The 24,225-nt window shown below is 40.1% G+C and carries 27 protein-coding genes and 1 pseudogene; 20 read left to right on the top strand and 8 right to left on the bottom strand.

What is annotated here, in order from left to right; translation table 11 throughout:
* Positions 1-22: 22 nt before the first annotated feature.
* From KSMBR1_RS07145 to KSMBR1_RS07095, 11 genes are all read left to right on the top strand, one after another.
* Positions 23-1,201 carry a glycine C-acetyltransferase gene (locus KSMBR1_RS07145; RefSeq protein WP_099324697.1) on the top strand — a complete coding sequence of 393 codons (1,179 nt, stop codon included), beginning with the start codon at positions 23-25 and terminating at the stop codon, positions 1,199-1,201.
* A gap of 99 nt (positions 1,202-1,300) precedes the next feature.
* On the top strand, positions 1,301-1,789 hold the full coding sequence (locus KSMBR1_RS07140; RefSeq protein ID WP_099324696.1) for a hypothetical protein: 489 nt from the start codon (positions 1,301-1,303) through the stop codon (positions 1,787-1,789).
* A 102-nt stretch (positions 1,790-1,891) separates the two neighbouring features.
* Positions 1,892-2,278 carry a response regulator gene (locus tag KSMBR1_RS07135; RefSeq protein WP_099324695.1) on the top strand — a complete coding sequence of 129 codons (387 nt, stop codon included), beginning with the start codon at positions 1,892-1,894 and terminating at the stop codon, positions 2,276-2,278.
* The gene (locus tag KSMBR1_RS07130; RefSeq protein ID WP_099324694.1) at positions 2,275-2,916 is read left to right on the top strand and encodes a chemotaxis protein CheC; all 642 of its coding nucleotides are present in this window, start codon (positions 2,275-2,277) and stop codon (positions 2,914-2,916) included. Before KSMBR1_RS07135 ends, KSMBR1_RS07130 begins: the two co-directional genes overlap by 4 nt.
* Entirely contained in the window at positions 2,909-3,202 is a 294-nt protein-coding gene (locus KSMBR1_RS07125) for a PAS domain-containing protein (RefSeq protein ID WP_099324693.1), read from the top strand. The genes KSMBR1_RS07130 and KSMBR1_RS07125 overlap by 8 nt, the downstream gene beginning before the upstream one ends.
* Positions 3,203-3,206: 4 nt before the next feature.
* Positions 3,207-3,821 (top strand): GGDEF domain-containing protein, encoded by a 615-nt coding sequence (locus KSMBR1_RS07120; protein ID WP_099324692.1) that lies wholly within the window; start codon positions 3,207-3,209, stop codon positions 3,819-3,821.
* Positions 3,822-4,099: 278 nt separating this feature from the next.
* The gene (locus KSMBR1_RS07115; RefSeq protein WP_099324691.1) at positions 4,100-4,303 is read left to right on the top strand and encodes an addiction module protein; all 204 of its coding nucleotides are present in this window, start codon (positions 4,100-4,102) and stop codon (positions 4,301-4,303) included.
* A 5-nt stretch (positions 4,304-4,308) separates the two neighbouring features.
* Positions 4,309-4,605: a type II toxin-antitoxin system RelE/ParE family toxin gene (locus KSMBR1_RS07110; RefSeq protein WP_099324690.1), complete on the top strand. Its 297-nt coding sequence runs from the start codon at positions 4,309-4,311 to the stop codon at positions 4,603-4,605.
* An 89-nt stretch (positions 4,606-4,694) separates the two neighbouring features.
* Positions 4,695-5,414: an SDR family NAD(P)-dependent oxidoreductase gene (locus KSMBR1_RS07105; RefSeq protein ID WP_099324689.1), complete on the top strand. Its 720-nt coding sequence runs from the start codon at positions 4,695-4,697 to the stop codon at positions 5,412-5,414.
* Positions 5,415-5,556: 142 nt separating this feature from the next.
* Positions 5,557-5,763 carry a BrnT family toxin gene (locus KSMBR1_RS07100; protein ID WP_099324688.1) on the top strand — a complete coding sequence of 69 codons (207 nt, stop codon included), beginning with the start codon at positions 5,557-5,559 and terminating at the stop codon, positions 5,761-5,763.
* A 216-nt stretch (positions 5,764-5,979) separates the two neighbouring features.
* Positions 5,980-7,836: an amidohydrolase family protein gene (locus KSMBR1_RS07095; RefSeq protein WP_099324687.1), complete on the top strand. Its 1,857-nt coding sequence runs from the start codon at positions 5,980-5,982 to the stop codon at positions 7,834-7,836.
* Positions 7,837-7,926: 90 nt separating this feature from the next.
* On the opposite strand, the gene rfbD is transcribed toward KSMBR1_RS07095, so the two are convergent.
* Both rfbD and KSMBR1_RS07085 read right to left on the bottom strand, forming a co-directional pair.
* Complete coding sequence (gene rfbD, locus KSMBR1_RS07090; RefSeq protein ID WP_099324686.1) at positions 7,927-8,793, bottom strand: dTDP-4-dehydrorhamnose reductase; 867 nt, start codon at positions 8,791-8,793, stop codon at positions 7,927-7,929.
* Positions 8,790-10,688 (bottom strand): ABC transporter ATP-binding protein, encoded by a 1,899-nt coding sequence (locus tag KSMBR1_RS07085; protein WP_099324685.1) that lies wholly within the window; start codon positions 10,686-10,688, stop codon positions 8,790-8,792. Before KSMBR1_RS07085 ends, rfbD begins: the two co-directional genes overlap by 4 nt.
* A 324-nt stretch (positions 10,689-11,012) precedes the next feature.
* Between KSMBR1_RS07085 and recJ the strand changes: the two genes are divergently transcribed.
* From recJ to KSMBR1_RS07060, 5 genes are all read left to right on the top strand, one after another.
* Positions 11,013-12,746 carry a single-stranded-DNA-specific exonuclease RecJ gene (gene recJ / locus KSMBR1_RS07080; RefSeq protein WP_099324684.1) on the top strand — a complete coding sequence of 578 codons (1,734 nt, stop codon included), beginning with the start codon at positions 11,013-11,015 and terminating at the stop codon, positions 12,744-12,746.
* A gap of 487 nt (positions 12,747-13,233) precedes the next feature.
* Positions 13,234-13,455 carry a hypothetical protein gene (locus KSMBR1_RS07075; protein ID WP_099324683.1) on the top strand — a complete coding sequence of 74 codons (222 nt, stop codon included), beginning with the start codon at positions 13,234-13,236 and terminating at the stop codon, positions 13,453-13,455.
* Positions 13,456-13,565: 110 nt separating this feature from the next.
* A complete protein-coding gene (gene gcvT, locus KSMBR1_RS07070) occupies positions 13,566-14,663 on the top strand; it encodes a glycine cleavage system aminomethyltransferase GcvT (protein WP_099324682.1) in 1,098 nt (365 codons plus the stop codon).
* Positions 14,660-15,049, top strand: coding sequence for a glycine cleavage system protein GcvH (gene gcvH / locus KSMBR1_RS07065; RefSeq protein WP_099324681.1), 390 nt, complete (start codon positions 14,660-14,662; stop codon positions 15,047-15,049). Before gcvT ends, gcvH begins: the two co-directional genes overlap by 4 nt.
* Before the next feature lie 343 nt (positions 15,050-15,392).
* A complete protein-coding gene (locus KSMBR1_RS07060; RefSeq protein WP_099324680.1) occupies positions 15,393-15,923 on the top strand; it encodes an HPF/RaiA family ribosome-associated protein in 531 nt (176 codons plus the stop codon).
* A gap of 455 nt (positions 15,924-16,378) precedes the next feature.
* On the opposite strand, the gene rnk is transcribed toward KSMBR1_RS07060, so the two are convergent.
* The 4 genes and pseudogenes from rnk to KSMBR1_RS07035 all read right to left on the bottom strand — a co-directional run bounded on the left by rnk (position 16,379) and on the right by KSMBR1_RS07035 (position 18,107).
* On the bottom strand, positions 16,379-16,798 hold the full coding sequence (gene rnk / locus KSMBR1_RS07050; protein WP_099324678.1) for a nucleoside diphosphate kinase regulator: 420 nt from the start codon (positions 16,796-16,798) through the stop codon (positions 16,379-16,381).
* A gap of 138 nt (positions 16,799-16,936) precedes the next feature.
* Positions 16,937-17,245, bottom strand: a complete 309-nt coding sequence (locus KSMBR1_RS21535) for a hypothetical protein (protein ID WP_164994256.1) — start codon at positions 17,243-17,245, stop codon at positions 16,937-16,939.
* 25 nt (positions 17,246-17,270) lie between these two features.
* Positions 17,271-17,506: pseudogene (locus KSMBR1_RS07040) on the bottom strand (hypothetical protein).
* 109 nt (positions 17,507-17,615) lie between these two features.
* Positions 17,616-18,107: a hypothetical protein gene (locus KSMBR1_RS07035; protein WP_099324677.1), complete on the bottom strand. Its 492-nt coding sequence runs from the start codon at positions 18,105-18,107 to the stop codon at positions 17,616-17,618.
* Positions 18,108-18,486: 379 nt separating this feature from the next.
* Between KSMBR1_RS07035 and KSMBR1_RS07030 the strand changes: the two genes are divergently transcribed.
* The 3 genes from KSMBR1_RS07030 to KSMBR1_RS07020 are packed head-to-tail and all read left to right on the top strand — an operon-like array spanning position 18,487 to position 19,519.
* Entirely contained in the window at positions 18,487-18,867 is a 381-nt protein-coding gene (locus KSMBR1_RS07030) for a hypothetical protein (protein WP_099324676.1), read from the top strand.
* Entirely contained in the window at positions 18,864-19,211 is a 348-nt protein-coding gene (locus tag KSMBR1_RS07025) for a hypothetical protein (RefSeq protein ID WP_099324675.1), read from the top strand. The genes KSMBR1_RS07030 and KSMBR1_RS07025 overlap by 4 nt, the downstream gene beginning before the upstream one ends.
* 14 nt (positions 19,212-19,225) lie before the next feature.
* Entirely contained in the window at positions 19,226-19,519 is a 294-nt protein-coding gene (locus tag KSMBR1_RS07020; RefSeq protein WP_099324674.1) for a tyrosine-type recombinase/integrase, read from the top strand.
* A gap of 1,047 nt (positions 19,520-20,566) precedes the next feature.
* Here the strand turns inward: KSMBR1_RS07020 and KSMBR1_RS07010 are convergent.
* Together KSMBR1_RS07010 and KSMBR1_RS07005 are read right to left on the bottom strand one after the other, a co-directional pair.
* Entirely contained in the window at positions 20,567-22,222 is a 1,656-nt protein-coding gene (locus KSMBR1_RS07010) for an IS1634 family transposase (RefSeq protein WP_099326979.1), read from the bottom strand.
* A gap of 118 nt (positions 22,223-22,340) precedes the next feature.
* A complete protein-coding gene (locus tag KSMBR1_RS07005; RefSeq protein ID WP_099324672.1) occupies positions 22,341-23,090 on the bottom strand; it encodes a radical SAM protein in 750 nt (249 codons plus the stop codon).
* Between the two features lie 63 nt (positions 23,091-23,153).
* On the opposite strand from KSMBR1_RS07005, the gene KSMBR1_RS07000 reads away from it, so the two are divergent.
* On the top strand, positions 23,154-24,191 hold the full coding sequence (locus KSMBR1_RS07000) for an IS630 family transposase (RefSeq protein ID WP_099324671.1): 1,038 nt from the start codon (positions 23,154-23,156) through the stop codon (positions 24,189-24,191).
* Positions 24,192-24,225 lie beyond the last annotated feature (34 nt).

Raw genomic sequence — 24,225 nt, 5'->3', positions numbered from 1 at the left:
TTAAAGAAAGGATTCTGGAGTAATGAGCCGCCTTAATTTTATTCATGACGAACTGGAAAAACTTGAAGAAGAGGGGCTTTTCGTCAACATAAGAACCATTGAAGGCCCTCAGGATGCATGGATCACCGCAGATGGAAAGAAGGTGTTAAATCTCTGCTCAAATAATTATCTCGGGTTTGCGAATAGCCCCCGGTTGAAATCTGCTGCGAAGGGGGCGATAGATGCATATGGCGTAGGGCCTTCTGCGGTAAGGACAATTTCAGGAACCACTGTGTTGCATTGTGAGCTGGAGAGGAAACTTGCTCTTTTTAAGGACGTGGAGAGCACCATTTCCTTTCAATCAGGATTTTGCGCAAACCTGGCAGTCATTCCCGCTATTGCTGGCAAAAATGACGTCATTTTTTCTGATGAACTGAATCATGCGAGCATTATTGATGGATGCCGCCTTTCCGGGGCAAAAATTATCAGGTATGGACATTGTAACCCTGATGATCTGAGAGGAAAAATTTCGCAGGAAAGTAATGCCGGAAAACGGTTGATAATCACGGACGGCGTGTTCAGCATGGAAGGAGATATCGCTCCCTTGCCGGAAATTGTTAACATTGCGGATGAATTCAATGCCATTACGATTGTTGATGATGCACATGGCGAGGGTGTTTTAGGGGAAGGCGGGAGAGGCATTGTTGATTATTTTAAACTGCAGGGGAAAGTAGATATCGAGGTTGGCACGCTGTCAAAGGCATTTGGAGTAGTAGGTGGTTATGTAGCGGGGAGTAAAAAATTGACGGACTATCTGTCCCAAAAAGGGCGCCCTTTTCTTTTTTCAAGCGCTGCAACCTCCCCTGATGTGGCGGCATGTATTGCAGCAGTGGATATCCTTATGGAATCAAAGGTTCGGGTTGAAAAACTATGGTCAAACACCGCATTGTTCCAGAAACAAATGGAAAATACAGGTTTTGACATAGGGAGAACGCAAACGCCAATAACTCCAATAATGGTTGGAGACGCCAAATTGGCAAAAGAGTTTAGCCGGAAATTGTATGAAGAGGGGATTTTTATACAAGCAATCGGGTATCCGACCGTTCCTGTTGGGAAGTCTCGTCTGCGTGCAATGCTTTCTGCTGTTCATAGCGAAAACGACCTTTTGTGGGCTGTAGGATGTTTTGAAAAAATAGGGAAAACATTGGGGATATTGAATTAAAAAACCTTTACACTATTAATGCGATTGAATTTTTAAAGTAAAAAATTTAATATATCCGTATTATGTTAACTTTTTTAAAAAGGTAAATTGGAGCCGAATATGAAAAAATATATTAGTTTTGCGATACTCATTTTATGTATTGCGGGTTGCGGAAAAAGTGAAAAGGAAAGGCATGAAGAAGAAATATCTGCAACCGCTATGAATCAATCAGAGGTTTCTTCCAAAAGGGAACATGATTTTATTAAAAATGAAAAAGGCTTTATCGTTCACATGAAAGACATTAAGGTGTTGTTGAAACATTTGCAGGCCTCTATTAACAAAGAAGACTGGAAAGCTATTCAACAAGATACAAAAAAATTGAAAAATTCAAGTCCTGTCGTATATACAGGGGCAAATAAGAATGATTTACCGACAGAATTTGTAAAGCTGGACGTCCAATTCCACTTAGATACGCTTGAATTGGTGAATGCATGTCAGGAAAAGAACAAGGATAAAGCAATGGCAGCATTTTTTAAAGTAGTGAATGGGTGTGACGAATGCCACGCCAAGTTCAATCCAAAAGAAACATCCACATCCTGGTTCCGATAAAGAGTCATTTTTACAATATCAGAAGAATGAATGGGTTTTTGTATCATTCAATAGCCCTGATATTAAATACCTCAGTAATGATATTTATTGAAAGGGTGAATTATGATAAAAAAAATTTTGATTGTAGATGATTCTGTTGTTGCCAGATTGGGGGTAAAAAATTGTATTTTAAAAGATGCCTCATATGAGATATATGAAGCGTCTGATGGTTTTATGGGTGTTGAAGAATTTAAAAGGGTTTCCCCTGATATAACTTTTCTGGATATGACAATGCCTGTAATGTCAGGCATTCAGGCGCTTGAAGAAATAAAAAAAATCGATGAAAACGCTATAGTCATTGTGATAACCGCGGATACTCAGCCAAAGACTATTGAAAAAGTGAAAGAATTGGGGGCATTAACATTGTTGAGAAAGCCGCCTAAAAAAGAAGATATAATTAATGCTATAGCTAAGGCAAAAGATATACAGGTAAGTAAAGAGAAAAAATGAAAGATACTTCAGGGAATTTTCTGAGCGAATTACAAATAGATGCGCTCAAAGAGATCATTAATATTGCATTTGGAAATGCGGCGGCGTCACTTTCCGAGGTTATTGAATTGCATGCTACATTAAACGTTCCTGAGATAAAAATAGTGCATTCAAAAGAACTGCGGGACTTTATTGGCAGCACTTTTGATGGCGGCGAAGATTTGCATATCGTTGAACAACATTATACCTCTGAATTCAAAGGTATTGCGTATCTTGTCTTTTCCATGGATAGCGGTAAATCATTTATTTCATTGCTGGAAGAATATAATGAAATGCCTGCAAACATGTCCATTAATTTGCTGGAAAAGGAAACGTTAACGGAGGTGGGAAATATTATAATCGGTGCTTGTCTCAGCAAAATAGCGGAATTGTTGTCAGATGTCGTTTCTTATCTTCCGCCAAGATATATCGATGGAAAGTATTTTTATGAAGACATGCCGGGGAATTTCTTCGATGGAGAAGGATATGCGGTTATCCTTAAAACCATATTTCAATTTGAGAAAGCGGATGTTGATGGCTTTTTGTTTCTTCTTATTAATATGGATTCTATCGATAAGATAAGAGAAGCGGTTGATAAATTTATGAAGAACTATGAATAAAATTCCAGAGCAAATCTGCAATTCGATAAATTTAGGACTGGTTATACTGGATGCTGAATTTAAAGTCCATTACTGGAACCAATGGATGGAGATGAATAGCGGAATACCTGCCGGGGATATTACCGGCTCGGTGCTGTTTGACTATTTTCCAAATTTAAACAACCGGAAATTTTTGCGAAATTGTAAATCGATATTCGCCTTCGGAAAATTTCTGCTTTCTTTCACAAAAACTGCATCATTATATTTTCCCGTTCAGGCCTGTAAGCTCCTTTGGCTTACAGTTTGACTATATGCAGCAGAGCTGCTCAATATTTCCCATTCGCAACGGAAATGAAAAGATAGAATACATATGCATTACAGTGCGGGACGTCACTGAAATAGTTGTATACGAGCATAAACTGCTGGACGCCACAAGGAGGGACTATCTGACCGGGTCGTTTAACCGCAAATATTTAGAGGATAAACTGAGGGAGGAGTTTGAACGGCATAGGAGATACGGCGCACCTCTTTGCCTAATTATTTTTGATATCGATAATTTTAAGAATGTAAACGACTCCTGTGGTCATTTGTATGGTGATTTTGTCCTCCGCGAGGTGGTTGCGAGAGTTGCGTCCGGATTAAGAACTACCGATATCCTGGCACGCTATGGTGGGGAAGAATTTTGCGGCATTCTCCCGGAAACCAGTTTGAAGTCAGCCATTGAAGTGGCGGAACGATTCAGGGAAAGCATCGCCTCAGAAGAATACAGGTTCCATGGACATTCAAGAAAAATAACTATTAGTTTAGGAGTTGCTGCGTTGGACAAAAATATTACGAATACCGATATGTTCTTCAAAAAGGCGGATGACGCCCTTTACACGGCAAAAAGGGAAGGGAAAAATAAGGTGCGATCCGCTGACCATTAGAGAACCTTTTTAATGGACTTTTACCTAAGCTGGCATAGCCAGAACCGAACAAGCAAGCAAGAAATAAAAAATACAAAATTCGAAGTACGAAACAAATCCCAAAATACAAAATCCCAATGAAAAAAACCGGGTTTTGAACATTTGAAAATTTTACCCAGTTAGATAACATTCAATGGTACATCTATTATTGTTAGATAATTATGTATCAAACGGCGTGAATTTAGGATTTGTTTCGTATTTCGTAGTTAGGGTAAAAATAAATAGAAAGGAATACAATTATGTCAGTTAATAATGCATTAATCGCAAAAGCCTTAGAATTAAAACCGCAGGACAAAATTATATTAATTGAGGCTTTGATAACCAGCTTAGATAAACCAGATCCGGAGATATCAAAAAAATGGATACAGGAAGCTGAGGCCAGACTTAAGGCTTACAGAGCCGGCAAAACAAAAGGGATACCCGCAGAAGAGGTGTTTAGATAAGCTTTATGAGAGTAATATTCGACGACTTTGCCAAATTAGAATTGGATGATGGAAAAGAATATTATGAAATGGAAGTGATAGGTTTAGGGAAAAGATTTAAACAAGAAGTTAAAAGAGCTATTAATATAATCAAAAAAATGCCTGAAATTGGTTCTCAAGAAAGTGAAAACATTAGAAGGTATATTCTTCATAAGTTTCCTTACAAAGTATTATACTCCATTGAAAAAGACCATATTTATGTTATCGCTATTGCACACTTACACCGTGAACCAATATATTGGATTAATAGAATCAGAACCTAACAAGGCGCTGCACCTGACCGCTATTCCGCTCCGCTCCATAGCGGCAGATGATCTCAATCGTTAGTGGCAATAAATGAGACAGAGATGATATGACAAAGAAAGCAATTGTTGTTGGTGCGACATCAGGAATCGGGAGGGAATTAGCAAAGATTTTCTCTAAAAATGGCTATATAGTTGGACTTGCAGGCAGAAGGACTCACCTGCTTGATGATCTCAAGAACGAACTTCCCAATAATTCTTTCGCAAAACATATTGATGTTTCTCAAACAGATAAAGCAATAAACCAACTCAAAGAGCTAATTGCAGAAATGGAAGGGGTGGACATTATCATTATTAACGCTGGTGTAGGATTTATTAACAAGGATTTACAATGGTCCCCGGAAAAAGAAACCATTGATGTTAATGTCTCTGGTTTTGCTGCAATAGCAAATGTTGCTATACATCAATTTTTATCGAAGGGTTCCGGTCATCTGGTAGGCCTATCGTCTATAGCAGCACTTAGAGGGGACGGCGACGCTCCTGCATACAATGCATCAAAAGCCTTTGTTTCAAACTATATGGAAGGCTTACGGAAAAAGGTGGCAAAATCAGGGTCATCCATTACAGTTACAGATATTCAGCCAGGGTTTGTAGATACAGCAATGGCAAAAGGTGACGGACTTTTTTGGGTTGCATCTCCCCAAAAAGCAGCACAACAAATATATAACGCTATCAAAAGGAAGAAGAAACATGCTTATATAACTAAACGATGGAGGCTTATTGGATTGGTAATGAAAATCGTTCCGGAAACTATTTATAACAGGCTATAAAATTTATAAAAAATCTTCTAACAAATCAATGTACGCCGGAATTGAGGGGACACCGTACTAATGCTTAAAAGTATCGAAGTTAGGATACCTCAGTCAGCCGTTTCCCGATATAATATCCCCAGATAATTTAAAGGTGGTAGTAATGGAATTTGAATGTGACCCCGAAAAAACAAAGAAGAACCATAAAAAATATAGCGTCCATTTTGAAGAAGCATCAACCGTATTTTATGACCCTTTGTCAGCTACTTTTGATGACCCTGACCATTCAATTGGCGAACATAGACTAATCACGGTAGGTTTTTCGTCAAAGGAACGTTTGCTCGTGGTATCACATACCGGGAAACGTTAACATTTTACCATTAAATATTTTGCCAAAAAAGCAAAGAAATTATTGATAAGGTGCTCCATGTCTCATCCCAAACATATTTTCCCGCTTTATATAGTCGGGCAAATGCAATTCTGCAGACTGCCCATCCCTGTCGATTATGCAGGTGGATAAGAAGCCATGTGTAATTCGTAGAAATGTATTAAAGCGGAAACCTTAACCATAGTAAGGAGAAATTATATGGAAGAAAAGGGGAAAAAGATATTTTACGATGTCCATTGTCATGCGCTGAATTTGAGCCATGCAGGGCTTCTTGCCTTTTTGAATCGCTTTTTAAAAGACAGGGCGGTGTCCTTTTCCGATCTGTTGGGGAAAGGAAAATTTCTCCAGGTTATCTGCCGTTTATTGGGGATACATTTCAGTGTGAAACTACTGAAAACACTATTGATTGTCTTAAGTGGCGTTCTCTCCGGAATCGTATTACTTGCGATAAGCAAATATGAATATTTCCTTTCAGGTAAGGTAAGCGATATCGTTTTGGTTGGTGCATTTTCGGTCGTTTTAACTGCCCTGGTTTTTGCTCTGTGGGCTTTACGAAAGATAGCTTCAGGGGAAAGCGACCTCATAACAAACACGCTTAAAAAAAATGTCAATCTTCTTTCCATTATTGAGAATAATACGGGGAGTTTATTTTTTTCTATGGAGATGGATATCCTGTCTGCGGATGAAAGGTTCAGGGAATTAATAAATGAATATCGTACCTCATCAACGTACAAATATGCGTCATTTATAAAAAATATCGAAGAGAAATGGAAAGAAACCGGGAATGAAATACATATCAAAACAAAAGAGGGGAAAACACTAAAGTACAATAAAATGGTTATTACCCCTCTGGTAATAGATTTTGGTTACAAGTGTTTTGACATGCAAGGAATTTATTATAATAAACCGCCCAGGAAACCAGTTGTGGAGCAGGTTGTCGATGTTTTCAACGGGATAAGGGAGTATAGGGAAATGAGTCCTGTTAAATTACTCGATATTTATCCCTTTCTGGGAATTAATACGAGGAATTACGACCTGGGAATTGTGAAAGTGGTTCCAAAAGAGGAAAGAGACGCATTTTACCATTTTCTGAAGAGCAGAAAAATCCCTCAAGGGATAAAAGAGCATGTAAGAGATACTTTGGAAAATAACGTTACTTATATTGAAAAGACGGGCAAGCTGGTATTTTATAAAGAAATCGAAACCCTGGGAAATGATTTGCGCACAATCTCTTCCCATGTCCAAATTGATGAAGGTTTGATTGATAAAATAGATGGCATGTCAGAGGAATCGGTTCGTACCCGCTTAAACGAAAAAAATAATATTCCCAAAATGCTTGAAAAGTATTTTGGGGAATATACGAATACAAAATATGAAACCTTTGCTAAAAAAAACAGGGAGCAGTACTTTTTTGATGAGAAAGATACAAAAAAGAAAGAAAAGACGATTCCTGTGAAAGGGATTGACGACCTGCGCAGTTATTTCTTTGCGGGAGTTAAATTATATCCACCCCTGGGGTTTGATCCCTGGCCCTACCACGAGGATAAACCCATCGATACCGCCACGGAATTTGACAAGGTAAATTATCTCTATCAATTTTGCAGTGAAAGGGGCATTCCGATAACGGTACATTGTTCGCCCGGCGGTTTTAAAACTGCTCATCACGGCATGGAATATACCAATCCTGAAAAGTGGAAAAACGTACTTTCCGCATATGAGAATCTGAAAATCAATTTTGCTCATTGTGGGTTTGATAACAATAAACCCCATAAATCGTGGTTGAATACCATCATGGAGCTTATGGGCGGGTATAAAGGCGTCTATGCGGATTTTTCCTATATCGGGAATAGTAGAGATTCTTATACTTTTTTAAAGGAACGAATCGTTGATAAAGGGTTTGGGGATCGCATACTCTTTGGCAGTGATTTTCCGGTTAACCTGTTTGGTGTGGATTCGTATAAGGATTATGTAGAGAATTTCTTTCATCTCTCTCTGGATACGAATTTAAAACACAAATTCTGCTCTGCGAATCCTCATAAATTTCTATGGGCTTAGGGTAAAAATGGAACGGAAGTAGGACATCACGCCTCTGATTAAAATGAGCCTAAGCAATTTCACGGGCAAACCAGTTTATCCGTGCCACCCTTAGCGGAGTACATATTTTTTCAGATAATCTTCCAATGCTTCCTGCCATGGTCTCATTTTGTGTCCGGTTGCCTGTACAAACTTTGTACAATTCAATGAGGAGTTTTGAGGTACCGTGGCTGCGCGTTTAAAGTCTTCTGCCTTAATGGATTGGAGAGATACCTGTATATTTGACAATCTAAAGATTTCCCTTGCCCACTCATACCAAGAACAAATGCCATCATTCGCAATGTGATAAATGCCATGAAGATCAAGCGAAAGAACATACCAGAGAGCATGGACAAGATCTGCGGCATAGGTAGGGCTTCCAAATTGGTCTGTTACTACAGACACGACATGTTTTTCTAATCCGAGATGCAGTATTTTTGTTACAAAATTGCTTTTATGCTGTCCATAAAGCCGTGAAATTCGAATAATGGTATAGTTGCCGTTTATTTCCTGCACTGCCTCCTCTCCTGCACGTTTCGATCTGCCATACACCGAAAGTGGGCGAGGCAGGTCTGTTTCGTTATACGGTGTATTCTTAGCGCCATCGAAAACATAATCAGTGCTGATATGGATGACCCGGGCATGCAGATTTTTTCCCGCCAGTGCGACGTTTTTCGCTCCATCTGCATTCACGGCATATGCCTTGCCGATGTTTGTTTCGCAGGCATCAACATCGGTAAATGCGGCACAATTAATGATTACGTCTGGCATGGTTCTGGCAATCGCCTCAAAAGTATTTGAGGCATTGGTGATTTCTATTTGTGAATGACTGGCGCAAATGACGGAGAGGGGTTGTTTTTCTGTTTCAGAAAGATGCGGCAACCCATTCCTTAGTTCCCACCCCAGCGCACCATTCGAGCCGATAATGAGTATCTTCATGTATGGAGTGCATTTGAGTGTAACTGGTAAACACGCTTGTATTCCCCGTCATCATGTATGAGGGATGCGTGGCTGCCTGTTTCAACGATTTGGCCTTGTTTCATCACAATGATTCTGTCACAATGCTGGATAGTGGAAAGCCGGTGGGCGACAATGATGGTGGTTTTCCCGGCAATAAGATTATTCAATGCGTCTTGCACCAATTTTTCCGATTCGTAGTCGAGGGAGGATGTTGCTTCGTCCAGCAACAGTATGGAGGCATTTTTCAGAATAGCACGCGCAATTGCAATTCGCTGGCGCTGTCCTCCGGATAATTTCACTCCCATTTCTCCCACGATAGTATCGTATGTTTCCGGGAGGGACAGGATAAATTCATGAATATTGGCCGCTTTTGCCGCATGCTGGATTTCTTCCATTGTCGCATCCCGTCTGCCATAAAGAATATTTTCATACAGGCTCCGGTTAAATAAAAATGTCTGTTGCGTAACCAATGCCATATGCGAAAGAAGCGATTCCCGCTTTATCCGGCGGAGGTCTATACCGTCAATCGCAATAGAACCCTCTGTCGGGTCGTAAAAACGGGAGATCAGGTTTACGAGGGTGGATTTCCCTGCGCCGCTTTCTCCTACGATTGCGATTACCTCGCCCTTTTGTATGTTCAGACATATATTCTTCAACACATGTTCTTTTTTCCCTTCATAGGAAAAACTCACATTGTTGAAGAATATGCCTTCCTCTATTTTTTCAAGCGTTACGGCATCAGGGGAGTCCTTTATATTTGACTCTATGTTAAATAATTCAAATACCCTGTTTGCACCGGCGAGAGATTCCTGCAAGCCCGTGTAGCTCTTTGCGATCTTCTTAACAGAGGTGATTACCATAAAACCAATTGCGGTAATAAATCCGCCAAGTTCCCCCGGAGTAATTTGATGGGACATAACTACATAGCCGCCCAATATAACCATTGCGGCAAGCCCTACCGCATAAATAAACTCATTGGTACTGCTGTTCAATGATTTTGCCTTTACCATTTTTAGCGTTCTGCGAAGGAAGCGTTCTCCGATGAAATGAATTTCGCGACGTTCTTCATCTTCCATCCTGAATGATTTAACAATCCGTATCCCTGCAAATATCTCGCGAAACGCATCTGTGAGTTCGGAGAGATGCCGTAAGCTTCCTTTACCGTGCCTCTTTATCTTTTTTCCGATTAAAACAGCAGGGATGAAAACTACCGGAAAAATAATTAAAGAAAACAAAGATAATTTCCAACTGAAATAGAATGCAAGGACTAGCCCGCAAATCAATTGCATGGGCAGAAATAACACCTCATCAAAGAGCACCTTGAGACCTGCCTGTGTAACAGCAACGTCGTTTGTCAATCTCGAAAGAAGATCGCCGCTTTTTCTGTTCTCGAAAAAGCTTAACGGCTGAGGCAACAAGTGGTCACAGACCTTGTTCCGGATATTCACAACAACAGCCCATCTGACGAAATTTCTGTAATATTGCTGAAAATAACTGGTAAAAAAGATAACCGGAGCGAGAATGGCTATTACTATGCCAATACTGGTGAAGGAACGCGTCATTCGTTCCCGCAATTTTCCGATAAAAGAAAATTTGTTTAAGGTGTTTTTTTTAAATTCACTCAGTGGAGACCTTGTGTTTTTTTTAAGGTCGGTTTGGGGGTCTATATCGATGGCCGGCAATGCTGTAGTTGTCGCGGTCGTTAATTCTCCCGATACCAGCTTGTCTATAACCGGCTTAATCAGCGAGATTTGAATACCATTCGCCGCAGTATAAAGCACCATGCAGCCAATGGCAATCGCCATCTGTCTCCAATAGGGTTTCGCAAAGGAGAGTAGTTTTCCGCACTCGGAAAGGAATGAAGTATTTTTCATTTTAAAACTTACGCGCTACGGGTAAAACGTTAATAAAAGATTCTAGTGGCGAGGTTGATAATTACAATTTGTTTCTGTACTAATGTGATATGAAGAGCGCATAGAGAAAAAATGTTATCACATCACAAGATGCTTTTCAATAAAAAGATTATACACCGAAAGCAAAGAAGATAAATGCCTGCTGGCGGAATAAAAGCAGCAAATAGATATTATTCAATTGCGGAATGCCTCTGATCGTGTTATATTTTTGTAATTTTAGAGAGATTTTGAAGACGGTTATCTGAATTCTTTATGACGGTTTAACGCTGCTGGTGCGACAGGATTATGAGTAAAAGGTGGTTCATTGCCCCGAATAATATCGAACTTCAAACGGAGATTGCAGGTAATCTTAGAATTTCAAACTTACTTGCACAGATACTCATTAACCGCGGCATTACAGATGTAGGTGCAGCGAAAGGTTTTCTTCAGCCTCAAATATCAACATTATCAGACCCTTCCAACCTTCCCGATATTGAAAAAGCCTCAGTCAGAATTAATGAAGCCATACGCAACGGAGAGAAAATAGTCATCTATGGCGATTATGATGTTGACGGCTTAACCGCCACCGCCCTCATGTACCGTTGTTTAAAAATGTTTGATGCAAGGGTAAATTACTATATTCCTGAAAGGCTGGAAGAAGGGTATGGTTTAAATGCGGAGGCCATTGCTAAGTTAAAAGCAGGGGGTACGGATCTTATTTTAACGGTTGATTGCGGCATTAGCGCATGCAGGGAGGCGGAGATTGCACGATCATATGGCATTGAGCTTATTATTACCGACCATCATCAGCCTTCACAGGAAATCCCGGATGCATTTGCAATAATTAACCCAAAATTAAAGGCAACGGAAAAGACCTTCCGGGATTTTTCCGGGGTTGGCATTGCTTTCATGCTGGCATGGTCGGTTGGGCAGCATTATTTTCCGCAAAAAAAGGTATCGAATGAGTTTAAGGATTTTCTTATAAGTGCTATGGGTTTGGTTGCGCTGGGGACTATTGCCGACGTGGTTCCGCTTGTGGGCGAAAACCGTATCCTGACAAAATATGGGCTTGGGGCATTGCAGCAAACAAAAATACCTGGACTGCAGGCGCTACTGGAGGTATCTTCACTCACCAATATAAACCTTGACACTTCCCATGTAGGATACCGTTTAGGTCCCCGTATAAACGCACCCGGCCGTGTCAGCGATGCAGGAGTCGTTGTTGAGATGCTAACAACGGCCTGCAATGAAAAGGCAAAAGAAATTGCACTTTTTCTGGAAGAGGAAAATAACCGGAGAAGGGCGATGCAGCTTGACATACTCTCCGCTGCCAGGCAGAAAATCGTAGATGAAATAAACCTCGATGAAACGCTGGCGATTGTATTGGCAGACCAGGAATGGCACCCGGGAATAGTCGGAATTATCGCTTCAAAAATTGCAGAGGAGTTTAACCGTCCCGCGGTAATGATTGCCGTTGCCGATGAGATTGGGCATGGTTCTGCCCGTTCCATACCATCATTTCATATGCTGGATGCGTTAGAATGTTGCAAAAATATGTTAATTTCCGTAGGGGGGCATGCCCAGGCGGCGGGATTAAAGATTCATCCTGACAATATAGGAGATTTTCGCACATTGCTGAATCGGATGATGGCGCAAAAACTCCAGAAAGAAGACCTTGTTCCTTTTCTGAATATTGACGTAGCGGTTGATCTCTCCACGTTAAACAGGGGATTATTAATGGAATTGCAACTTTTATCTCCCCATGGCGAAGGAAACCATATCCCCGTGTTTGCCATAAAAGACCTGCAGATTGCCGGTAAACCGCGCCGTATAGGATCGAATGGACAACACCTCAGCTTCTATGTAAAACAAGGCAATGTGTCTATGAAGGCTATCGGATTTGGCATGGGCGATGAAATTGACCGGCTGCTAAAGAATGGCAGCACATGTTCACTGGCGGTCGTTTTAAAGGAAAATAACTGGATGAATAACAGCAGTATAGAACTTGAAGTGAAAGATATCAAGTTCGATGGTGAATAATTGTAGTAAGAGTTTAGATTTTTGAAAAAGTATGTTCTTTACAAAAAACAAGTCAGTAATTTACGAGCATTTGTCTTGACTGAAATAAATAATTTTGCTATGAATTGCAAACGTATATCGTTTTAAAAATTTAGTACAAAAACAGATTGCCATACAACTTTGTAATCATTTTAGGTCAAAGGATTTTGGCGGAGAATGCCTCTTCCTTCTTTCTTGTGGTCTAAGGCCCGGATGTTTTATTTTCGGTAAGTGGTTTTAGTAGAGGAATGGGATCTGCCTTTTTTAAACAAAATGAACCAATTATTCTTTGCGGGAAATTATTTGATAGAAAATTTAAGAAGAGGGTAGAAATTAGTGACAGAGCTTATTAGCAGGCTTGAAATAAAAAAAGTTCATCAAATTATTCAAAGAGTTGATATCTTTTGTTCCGCGCTTTTGCTTCAGGCATGGAGACGCATTTATTATATATTCAATAAACAGGAAGTTCGTGTGTCAATTAAAGAGCGGGCAGGCAATTGCTTGCGGTGCGGTCGTTGCTGCCAGGCGTCGATCCGGTGCAAAAATCTATGCTACGATGAAAAAGGGCTTTCACTGTGTAAGGTATATGATCAAAGACCGCAGTTATGTTCCCTGTATCCGTACAATAAAAACGATTTCTTTTTCCACATCAGGGAAACGTGCGGTTACCATTACGATAACTGAAGTGTAAAAACTCTTCATCATAATTCCGTAAGATTTTTTCCTGTCTTACGATGGAATTAACGCACAGGTATTTGCCTGAATTGTGGCGATATTTGCGCACTTAAGGGGTATTTTGTGATGAAAAAAACGCCGCTGTATGAATCACACCTTAAATACCATGCAAAGATGGTATCTTTTCATAACTACCTGATGCCCATCCAATATGACAGCATCATCAATGAACACCTCCTTGTTCGAAAAAATGCCGGTATCTTCGATATATCCCATATGGGAAAATTTGAGATTTCCGGAGATGACGCCTTTTCCTTTGTGCAGCAGGTGATTACGAATGACGCAGCGCCATTGTCGGAAAAACAGGCTCTCTATTCACCTCTGTGCAATGAAAAAGGAGGCATTGTTGACGATATTATGGTTTATAAAATGAACCGAAATGCATTTCTCTTTATCGTAAACTGTGCAAATACTGAAAAGGACCTGGCGTGGTTAACGGAACAGGCAAAACCCTACTGGTCTCTGAAATTAAAAAATGTCACTGATGAAATGTCAATTATCGCATTACAAGGTCCGTCTGCCCTGCAAATGCTCAAAAATACCCTGGAGACTGATTTTAAGTACCTCAAAAGGTTTTGTTTTGATGAATTTTTTCTGGATGATTTACCCATGATTATTTCAAGAACGGGATATACCGGTGAGGATGGTGTGGAAATATTGGTTGATGCAACTTACGCCCTCAGACTCTGGGATATTTTTTTGAAAAAAAACGAGGCGAAGGGACTGAGGCCTGTTGGGCTTGGAGCGAGGGATACGCTACGCCTTGAGGCATGTTTTATGCTTTACGGAAACGATATGGACGAAACGGTAACTCCCCTGGAGACCCTTATCGACTGGACGGTGAAGTTTGGCAAAGATTCTTTTATAGGAAAAGAGTCACTGCAGGAACAGAAGGCTGGGGGCGTCAAACATAAAATAATTGGATTCGAAATGTTGGATCAGGGTATTCCGCGTCACGATTATCCTGTTCTGAAAAAGGGAGAGAAGATAGGAAAAGTTACCAGCGGAACATTTAACCCAACGACGAAAAAGGGTATTGGCCTTGCCAGAATTACCATTCAGCATGCAATAGCCGGGGAAGAGATACAAATACAAATCCGGGATAATTATCACGAAGCACGAATTGTAAAAACCCCGTTTTATAAGAGGGAGTCAAAAAAATGAATATACCAGAAGAACTTCAGTATACAAAAACGCACGAATGGGTAAAAAAAATACACGGGAATGAAGTATCCATTGGCATTACTGACCATGCCCAGCATCAATTGCAGGACATAGTGTACGTCGAATTGCCGTTAATAGGAAGAGAACTGAAGATGGGCGCTCCCTGTGCAGTAGTTGAGTCAGTAAAAGCTGCATATGACATTTATGCACCCCTTTCCGGCAAGGTGACAAAAATTAATCAGGAACTCAGGGAAAGTCCACAATTAATAAATGAAGACCCTTACGGTAAGGGATGGTTTTTACATATTGAAATATCCAATCCGAACGAACTTGCAGATCTTTTAAGTCCGGTTCAATACCGGACTGCCAATGAATCCGAACAGTAAAATATCACCATAAACTCTTTCCCATAAGGAGAACCTGAGTGGTTGAAAATACCGCTCCTGCAAGACAAGAGTGCCTCCCCGCATTTTTTTCCGGTTCATTTTGAGTTGAGAGTAGCAAGCGGTACGTTATTGACAGGGAACTTCTCAATAAGTGGAGGTTTTTATAATAATTTCTACGTTCCACAGTCCACAATCTGCAATTTGCTGACTGTACCGTATTCCCCTTTATTAAGGGAGCAAGGGGGTTGTTTACCTCATATACAGGAAGTATCTTGAACGTTTTTACGATAGTGATATGCTTTTTATCCGTTAGAATGGCAAGGAATTTTTAGGGAGGGACGTCATGAATTTTTTACTTGAAATTGTTGCACGTGATTTTGACTTAACCGAAGCAAACAAGGCGGATATTCACAAGTATGCGGAAAAGTTAGATGCCGCTTATGACCGGATTATCCGCTGTCGGGTAGTGGTGGAAGCCCTTCGTCACCGTGAACACAAAGGGCTTTTTTATAATGTGAAGGTTGTTGTGACCATTCCCGGTACGGAACTTGTGATAAAACGCAAGCCAAACGAAGACTTTCACCTGGCGGTAAAAGATTCCTTTAACGCAATGCGCCGGAAGCTGGAAGATTTTGTTGTTCAGCGGAGTGGAAAGGTAAAACACCACGAAGAAATACCCATTGCCCATATCAGCAATTTATTCCCTGAAGAGGGATATGGTTTTATTACTTCTGCCGATGGGCGGGAGATTTATTTTCACAAAAATAGCGTCTTAAACCATGATTTTGCCCGTTTGGAAAAGGGAATGGAGGTACGATTTTCTGAAGAATTAGGCGAAAAAGGCCCGCAGGCGAGTTCTTTGACAGTAATGTAATGACCGATTATGTACATTGTATGTGGGAAATTCAATATTTTTAGTTAAGCAATGAACAAATCCATCTCTTTTGAACAGTACAACTTAGAAGAATTAAAGCCCTTTTGATTTTCCTTTGTATATCCTTGGCTTTTATGTTGCTCTGTGTTTTTCTCAACCGGCAGACCGAACTTTGCTCTAAAGTCAAGCTTGATGGGTTTGTTAAATGATACCAGTCTGTTGGCCATATCATCTATTTGTTGAAGAAGATGAGATTTTTCCAAATGGGAGTAAGATTGGATAAGGGGTTTATCTTATCGATGTCTTTATCTATCTTCGTTTTTAGGCCGTCAGCCTTGATAACCATGTAGGTATCTAGTTTTTTGAAGGTATACATCAGCCGCATTAATGTCAAAGCGCACTGGCGGGGATGGTGCGCATCGGAATCCTCGCCCAGTGCAGTGCCTTGTTGGCACCTATAAGTGATAATCTCTGGCCGCTTCCGGCTGGTAAAGAACGTCATCGATGCGGATACGGCGCACCCCAGACGGGACAGACCATTCCACAACATCTCCTTTGGCGTATCCCAGGATCGCCGTGCCCACAGGGGCGAGAACCGAGATAGCCCCCGCAGCAATGTTCGCATCTTTTGGAAAGACTAAAACATAGGTCATTTTTTCTGACGTACTCAGATCACGCAGGACAACCTTTGAGTTCATGGTCACCACATCTGCAGGCACGTCTTTGGACGACACGACTTCCGCCCTCTCCAATTCTTCTGCCAAAGACGCTAAATCCTTTCTGTCTTGACCACCGAATTCCTCGGCCACAGCGATGAGTTCTTCGAGTCGCGATTTGTCAAACTCGGTAATGTGCAGCTTTCGTGTTGTTGTCATGATCTCCTCCGTTATGAATACCAACCATTGATTGTCAAAATAAATTATCCTGATAATTCGTGGAAAACACTATTATCAGGGAAAATAAATAATAGTACGGTACATATAAAAATGTTGCTGTATAATTTTGCAACAGTACTATACCCACAAGAAAAAATATATCAATCGGAAAAGGGGAAAAGTTGCCAGATGAAGATGAAGCAAACTTTTTATGCAAAGGGAAGGGGTCAGGTGAAATGTTATGCTGTCTCTGATGCTAATTTTTCTTTTATGATATGGGGGCAATCGTACAGGTGCAAAAAACTTTTCAGGATATAAATAATCTTCGCCCAATTCATCAACAACTCTTATATGGCAATGTGTTTCAGCTATCCTGTCAGTCAGCACTTCGTATAGTTTTCTTTTTTCCAATGATGATTCATCGCCGCGATTATCTACGCATATCATAAAATGTTTTTAAATCGCCTTTTCTTCATAAATATTTTTTGATTTTAAGTTCTTTTTTCCCGATGCCATGCTCTTCTCGTACCAGCGTACTTCGACGTCTAAAATTGTACCATCTTCCAGTTCCACCTGGCAAATACCTTTCAACTTTCGCCAGTATTTTTTTCCATATACCTTATTTAATCTGTTTAAATTTTCAATTCCACGTCCAGTAGCAATTGCTTCCGCTCCTCCGTCGTTCCCGCTATTGGGCGTCGGCTCCAGTGCGATGTTAGACGGCCCACGTCTAGCCACTGGCCTCCGGTGTTACGGGGCTCAAACGCTCGGTGAGCACTTCCAACTCACGGTACAAGGGCATCGTTCATCCCAATAGTCAAGAATCGAGTGCCAAGAGATCTTTTGAGAAATCGGCAAAGCTCTGCCAGCCTAAGATGGAGATGATCTCGTATGCAAGGCTGCGTGAAGCGTACTGGTCGTATGGGGATCTGAAATCTTTGGCGAGCTGCTTGAGGGCAGCCTCGGTTGCAGAGTGAAATTGACCCTCCTCCCAGTGAATAGCTTGATTGCGGCCTTGCCAGATTACATCGGTAATCGATTGGGATCCGATAAGTCGTCCTTTAGGGCAAGCTGATAAGCTCTTGCCATATCTAATTGACAATCCTTGCTTGGCGAACTGCAGAAGAGCTCCAGACATCGCATGCCTGGCAAACTCGTGAGCAGCAAGTCGAAGCATAGCTTCACGGAGGTTCTTGTCTGTCAGGTGGCGTTCTTTATCCATGCCAAAGTAAGTATCCCAGTAAATCGCAGTGCTCAGTAGTGGATCGTCGTCCTGGTACCCAGGAATACTGGAGAGGTACTCATCCATCTTATTGATTTGTTCTACCTTTGTGTAACCTTCCTCCGTAGCTTTCGTGATTTGAGCTAAGGTGCGGGAAAGGTCCTCAACGTGTCGTTCTTCTCGGTGGATCTCCGCAATTACTGCGGTGGCGGCGGGCTCTATTTCGGAGAGGTAGTCTTGTATTTTCAGGAAGCCTCCTTGATGCCGGCAGATGGGGAGCTTAGCCGTCTAACCAGTAATTGATAAGTTTATAGATAACAATGTATACATTTACTTATTGCATTTTTACTAGTGATTTTTCTTCGAAAAACAGATAATTTTTTATAGATAATGCATTATTTTTGTGTATTATCTGTAACAAGTTGAAAAAATAACATTTTTGTCGATATTACGCAAGAGGATTCTAATGCATATTCCACAAAACATTACGATTAAGTTTGATCCTATTCTCATTCATAAGCGAATTCCAAGGAGTGAACAGCATAACTTTAGAGAAAGGCTTCGTTATTACATTGACTTCTGTAAAAAATATGATTTTTTCGAATCGAAAAAGGAGAGTCTTTCGCAGTTTATAAAAAAATTACAAGAAAAACATCAGTCTTCTCAACAACTGAAACAGGCAGCCCTTGCCATATCTCTTTACTACTCCATAGTCCGGTCTTATCCTGAAGACAATCTTTTAGAAAGTGAAAATGCGCAGGAAAAGTCGCAGCCTTCGTATCGGCAAAAACAAACCTCCCCAAACTTTTTCTCGCCACGATTCCATAAGGCAGCCCGAAACTCATGATTCCATTAATGATGGTAAGAAAAGCTATCCAGATTTTCATAAAGAATTGCAGGGAGGAAGACCAACCGGTAAGCCTGCAAAAACAAAGCACTCAATCCGTCCCCAACAATCATTTTATTGTGCCGCCTGTTTCTGTTGATTCAAAAAAGGCGATTGTTTTTGAAAATACCAAAGGATGTATGGATGCAATACATGGGTTAAGTGCCTTAATAAAGATTAAACATTATTCTCCGAAAACCTTATGGGCTTATACACATTGGACTAAGAAATTTCAGGGATTTGCCCATAATAAGGATATTCAGTCCCTGTCGTCTGTGGAGGTGAAGGATTTATGTAATATTTAGCGGTCAAACGTAAGGTGGCGGTATCAACACAAAATCAGGCATTTAACGCGCAGTTGTTTTTTTATAAGCATATTATCAAGAAGGATTTCGGAGATAACAGTAATACTCTCAGGGCCAAAAGTAGGCCTTATATACCCGTTGTTTTATCGCGGGAAGAGGTTCACTCGATTCTTGAGCGTCTTACCTATCCTAACAACCTGATTGTTAAGCTTCTGTATGGATGCGGGCTTCGGATGTTCGAATGCTTAAACTTAAGAGTTAATAATTTTAATTTTGACGCAGGTATTTTAACAATCCACGATGGTTGATTATGGTAGAGTAAAATTGTACCAGATGGCAAGGTAAAATAGTACCACTCGTAGAGAAAAGCTATCTTATAAGGAATTGAGTAAGAATAATTCCTTATAAGTAGTAAAAGGATGGTACATATGCAAGCAGTGCAAATTATGAAGAGGCTAAAAGAGCAGGGTAAGAGTGAAAGAAGTATAAGTCGTGAAACAGGTCATCACCGTAGTACCGTAAATAATTAAAGGCTCTTCAGTCAAGTGTGTGGGTAAAAATGAGCCATGAATTGTCCCTGAATTCTTTTGAAGAAGACTGATAGATACGCCTTTTCCAATTCATCCCAAATTAACAGTAATTCCGGCTGGATTTTCAGGGCAATTGTTTAATTCTTTTATTCCATCATCGAAATTGTTTCTTGCAAAGTTTATTTTTGATCGTGAAATGTGCAGCGATGTTTCATAATGAGGTAATAGGGTATTTGCCGTATGCGCAGGTGTCTTTCGTTTAGAATCTTCCTCTCGTTTGATAAATTCTTCCGCCTTATCAAGTTGATTTTCTTCTATATAAAGTGCCGTCAGCGCAATGATAGTGATGCCTATGTGAACCTGGTCGGGAGGGTAACAATAATGGGTCAGTAAATTATACTTTTATTAAATTCAATATAGTGAGATAGTAGCCTTTTCATTTTATTTGACGAAACCTTTTTTATATCTTCTTTCACAACTTTATTATTTGATATTAGGTTTATAAATGTATTTTTTTCACTTCTCGTTAATTTTTTATAAGTATTTTTCCAATCAAGTGCCCCATTCAATTCATGCCTTCTTCTATTAATAATATAATCCTCGGGCATTAGCAATATTTGAAGGAATTCTTCGAATGTAGAACCAAATGCCGCTTCAAAAAATTCCTTACGAGGACTTATGAGTCCTCTGGTTACTAAAAGTACACATTGTAAACCACGTAAGATCTTCTTATTCCAATTTTTACCAATGAAAGACGTATCCTTTGCTGTTAAAGCGGATGTTCACCCCAAGTCAAAAAACAAAAGTGCCGTAAAAGCCTTATATTTATTGACTTTTACGCCGAACAGCAAGCTTTTTTCTAGTGACTACCCGTATGTTCCGGCTTGGCAATACTTCTGGCAACTTTATCTGTAATGCCTCTAATAATTCATGTGATTGTTGCCGCGGACGCGGGATCTTCTGGCAACTAGCTTTTTGGCCTTTGATTGTTACTTCCATCGAACAAATGGTCGTCAATTGTGCGAGACCTTCCTCTACCGTCAAGTCAAAATTCTTCCACGCTCTGCGCAGCCTTCGAATTATCATGTACGCAAGCATTACCACAAACACATGTCCCCGTGTACTATCCTCCTTTCTTACATACACCGGACGAACCTCCAAATTCACCGTCTTACAGTCCCGAAACGCCTTCTCCACTTCCGTTAAATCCTTGTATCGTTCATGTACCAGATTGGTATCCGCCTCGTTCTCCTCAAGATCAGTCTTGATTGCGTAACAACCATCAAGGTATGATGCCTCCTTTAATGCTTCCTCATCTCTCTCTATCTTTAGCGTCCTATCCTCTTCTTTTATCTGCACCCACCCATCAAGTTTCAATCTCGTTAGCCTTTCCCTTGTTGTTTCCAGTGCCTTCGATACTGACGACTTAGGATGTTCCTTCAGATAACTGTTCTTCTTCGCGATGTATTTCTCTATACTCTGTAATTTTGATACACGGGTCTTTGACATCTCTTCCGCCCTTACCGGATTGCGCCTCAGAATATATCGAACCTCATCATCCTTTATCTCGCAGAGCTTTTCTTCGAACAATCCTAATTGCAGTATCCCTTTATTTATCAACGACTCTATCTGCGGCTTGGTTATCGCCGTTATGTAATGAAACCCTTCCGGTAAACTTTCGATTTGCACCGTCTTGATCATCCCACGATCTCCTACAATCGTTACATCTTTGCATCCAAACCGCTCTAATACCTTCTTTACCTGAGATTCAAAGGTCTTCGGATCCTGGGTGTTGCCCCTAAATACTTCTGTTGATACCGGCTCCCCGGATTCATCACAAAGCATACCGATCACTATCTGTTTTTTCCTCTTTTTGCCGTCACGATTATACCCGTACTCACCAAAATGATTCGACTTCCCCTCTAAATAACTGCTCGTCACGTCATACAAAAACAACTTCGGCTTATTGCCTCCTCGTCTTAACTCAAACAGCTTTCGCTCTATCTTTGCCTGATTCTCTGACAACCATGACAAATTATCGTACAGATTGTTCTCGTCAAACCCACGCTTCATATCCAGGACGTCACCCGCAGCATGTATCTGCGCCAGCCTTACTGCAGACAGTCTTGACCCCTGGCCTATTACCCTTGCCATTACTTGCCAAAGCGCCAGCTTTCCTTCAAAGTCCTTTCCCAATGCCTCTTCTATCCCTAATTCCTTTGCCACTTGGTACACGCTCCACGCTGCTCCCACAGACAAACCCTCATGGAGTTTCACCGATTCTGACAATGCGCCCAATGCACAGAGATCGTCTTTATGTGCGAGTGCAAGTCTTATCGCTTCAATCTCCAGGGGAGTGCAATTCGACAGATTCGCAATGGTGCGTTTCTTGACCTTCCCATCCTCACGGTACGATTCCCGCAGAAGGGTAGATCGATAGATTTTTTTACCGGATTTTGACTTGTTCTCTACAATATGCATGTCCACCATTGTACAGATAACAACCATTATCCGTCAAGTATATTGTCGTATAATAACAATATATTAGTGACTACATATTTATTAAAAATACAGCCTTAACCAACTATTTATTAAGCACTTATGCGTTTTGGCAGGGGTGAACATCCGTTAAAGGAATATATTTCATTGGAAAAGAATATATTTTTGTGCCCAACTCTTCGTTAAGTTGCACATTTATCTTTAGTCTCTGATAAAAATCTTCAGGAGCATCTACATAATTGTAAAGAACATAATTTGAAAGGTTTGAAATACCACAATCTCTTGCCAGCTTAATCTTGGATATATAAAGGTCTTTCATAGAGATGTAATCAAATGCGATTCTTAATGGCCGTATAGCAGTTTTTGCTAATAAGTCCATTTTCCCAGAAGTGAGATAATGAGCATCTGTCCCTTGATTGAAATCAACTTTCCTTAGCTTACCATTAAATTTTGCCCCTTTATAAAACCCTAAATCTATGATCTCATCAATTATTTTTTCAAAGTTAGTTGATGCAAGAATATTGTTATCCATTAAGACTAAATTACGTTTTTGTCCATATATTTCCTCTATACCTAAAACTTGCTTTTTTAAAGGTAAGTAGTGAACATAATTCGGTTCTATTTTATTGACTGCACAAAAAGGGCATTTTTTGGGACAACCCCTTGTTGCGTAACCTATATAGGCATCTTTTAAACCATAGTCATAGTCATATTCGATTTCGTTTAATATTTGATAATCGGGAATAACATTATCAATTATGCGTTTATCTCCTTTATCTAACATTCCAGGCTTATCAAGAAGCCCGCGAATAACGCGAACGCCTGTTTCCTTTTCTATAGTAAAAAGCATTTATTTTTAGAAGAACCTGTTTTTTTCTTGCATTTGAATTGTTTCTAGAGTATTAAATTCTGCATGAATCCATTTCTCAGTGAAAAAACCCGAATAGAATTTAAAAAAGCACATAAGAAAGAGCCTCATAGACGTCATGCCGACCGAATCAAAGCTATACTTCTTCTTGATTCAGGATGGAGTTATGAAAAAGTAGCAGAGGCGCTCTTGTTAGACGATCAAACAATCAGGAATTACGAAAAACTATACAAAGATAAAGGTTTTGACGGGCTTTTATCTGACAATTATATTGGCTGTGTGCCAAAACTCACCTGCGAACAAGAAGAACAATTAAAAGATCATATCAGGAAAAACAACTATAGTGCGGCAAAAGAAATTGTTGAATATGTAAAACAGACATTCAATAAAATCTATACACCCGAAGGAATGGTACATACCCTCGATAGATTAGGCTTTACTTACAAGAAAACTACAATAGTTCCAGGCAAAGCAAACCCTGAAAAACAAAAAGAATTTATCGAAAACTACAAACAACTCAAAGAAGAGAAAGCCCCTGGAGATAAGATACTTTTTATGGATGGAGTTCATCCACAGCACAATTCTACGTCTGCATATTGCTGGATAGAGAAAGGCAAAAAGAAGGAAATACCCTCTAATACCGGCAGGAAAAGAATAAATTTAAACGGTGCTATTGACATAGAAACCTTTGAAGTAACAATCCGGGAAGATGAAAGCATCAATGCTCAATCAACAATAAAGCTTTTCCATGAAATAGAGTCAAGGTATGCTCAAGCCGGTACTATTTACATAATCTCTGATAATGCTAAATATTACAGGTCTAAGTTGGTCAAAGAATACCTTGCAAATTCGAGAATAAAGATCAAATTTCTCCCTTCCTATTCGCCCAATTTAAATCTCATTGAAAGATTATGGAAATTCTTTCGCAAAAAAATATTGTATAACAAGTATTATGATACTTATGAGAAGTTTAAAAACAAATGTTTAAGTTTTTTCAAAAATATTAACGAGTATACAGATGAATTGTCTACTCTTTTAACTGAAAATTTTCAAATTATTGGCGAGCAAATTTCGAAAATCTGATTTGTTTGACTATATATCATTCCAAAGAAGTGTT

It is taken from the genome of Candidatus Kuenenia stuttgartiensis (assembly GCF_900232105.1).
GTDB lineage: Bacteria > Planctomycetota > Brocadiia > Brocadiales > Brocadiaceae > Kuenenia > Kuenenia stuttgartiensis_A.
Note: the sequence above shows the minus strand (reverse complement) of the source record. Positions and strands in the feature narration are given on the sequence as shown.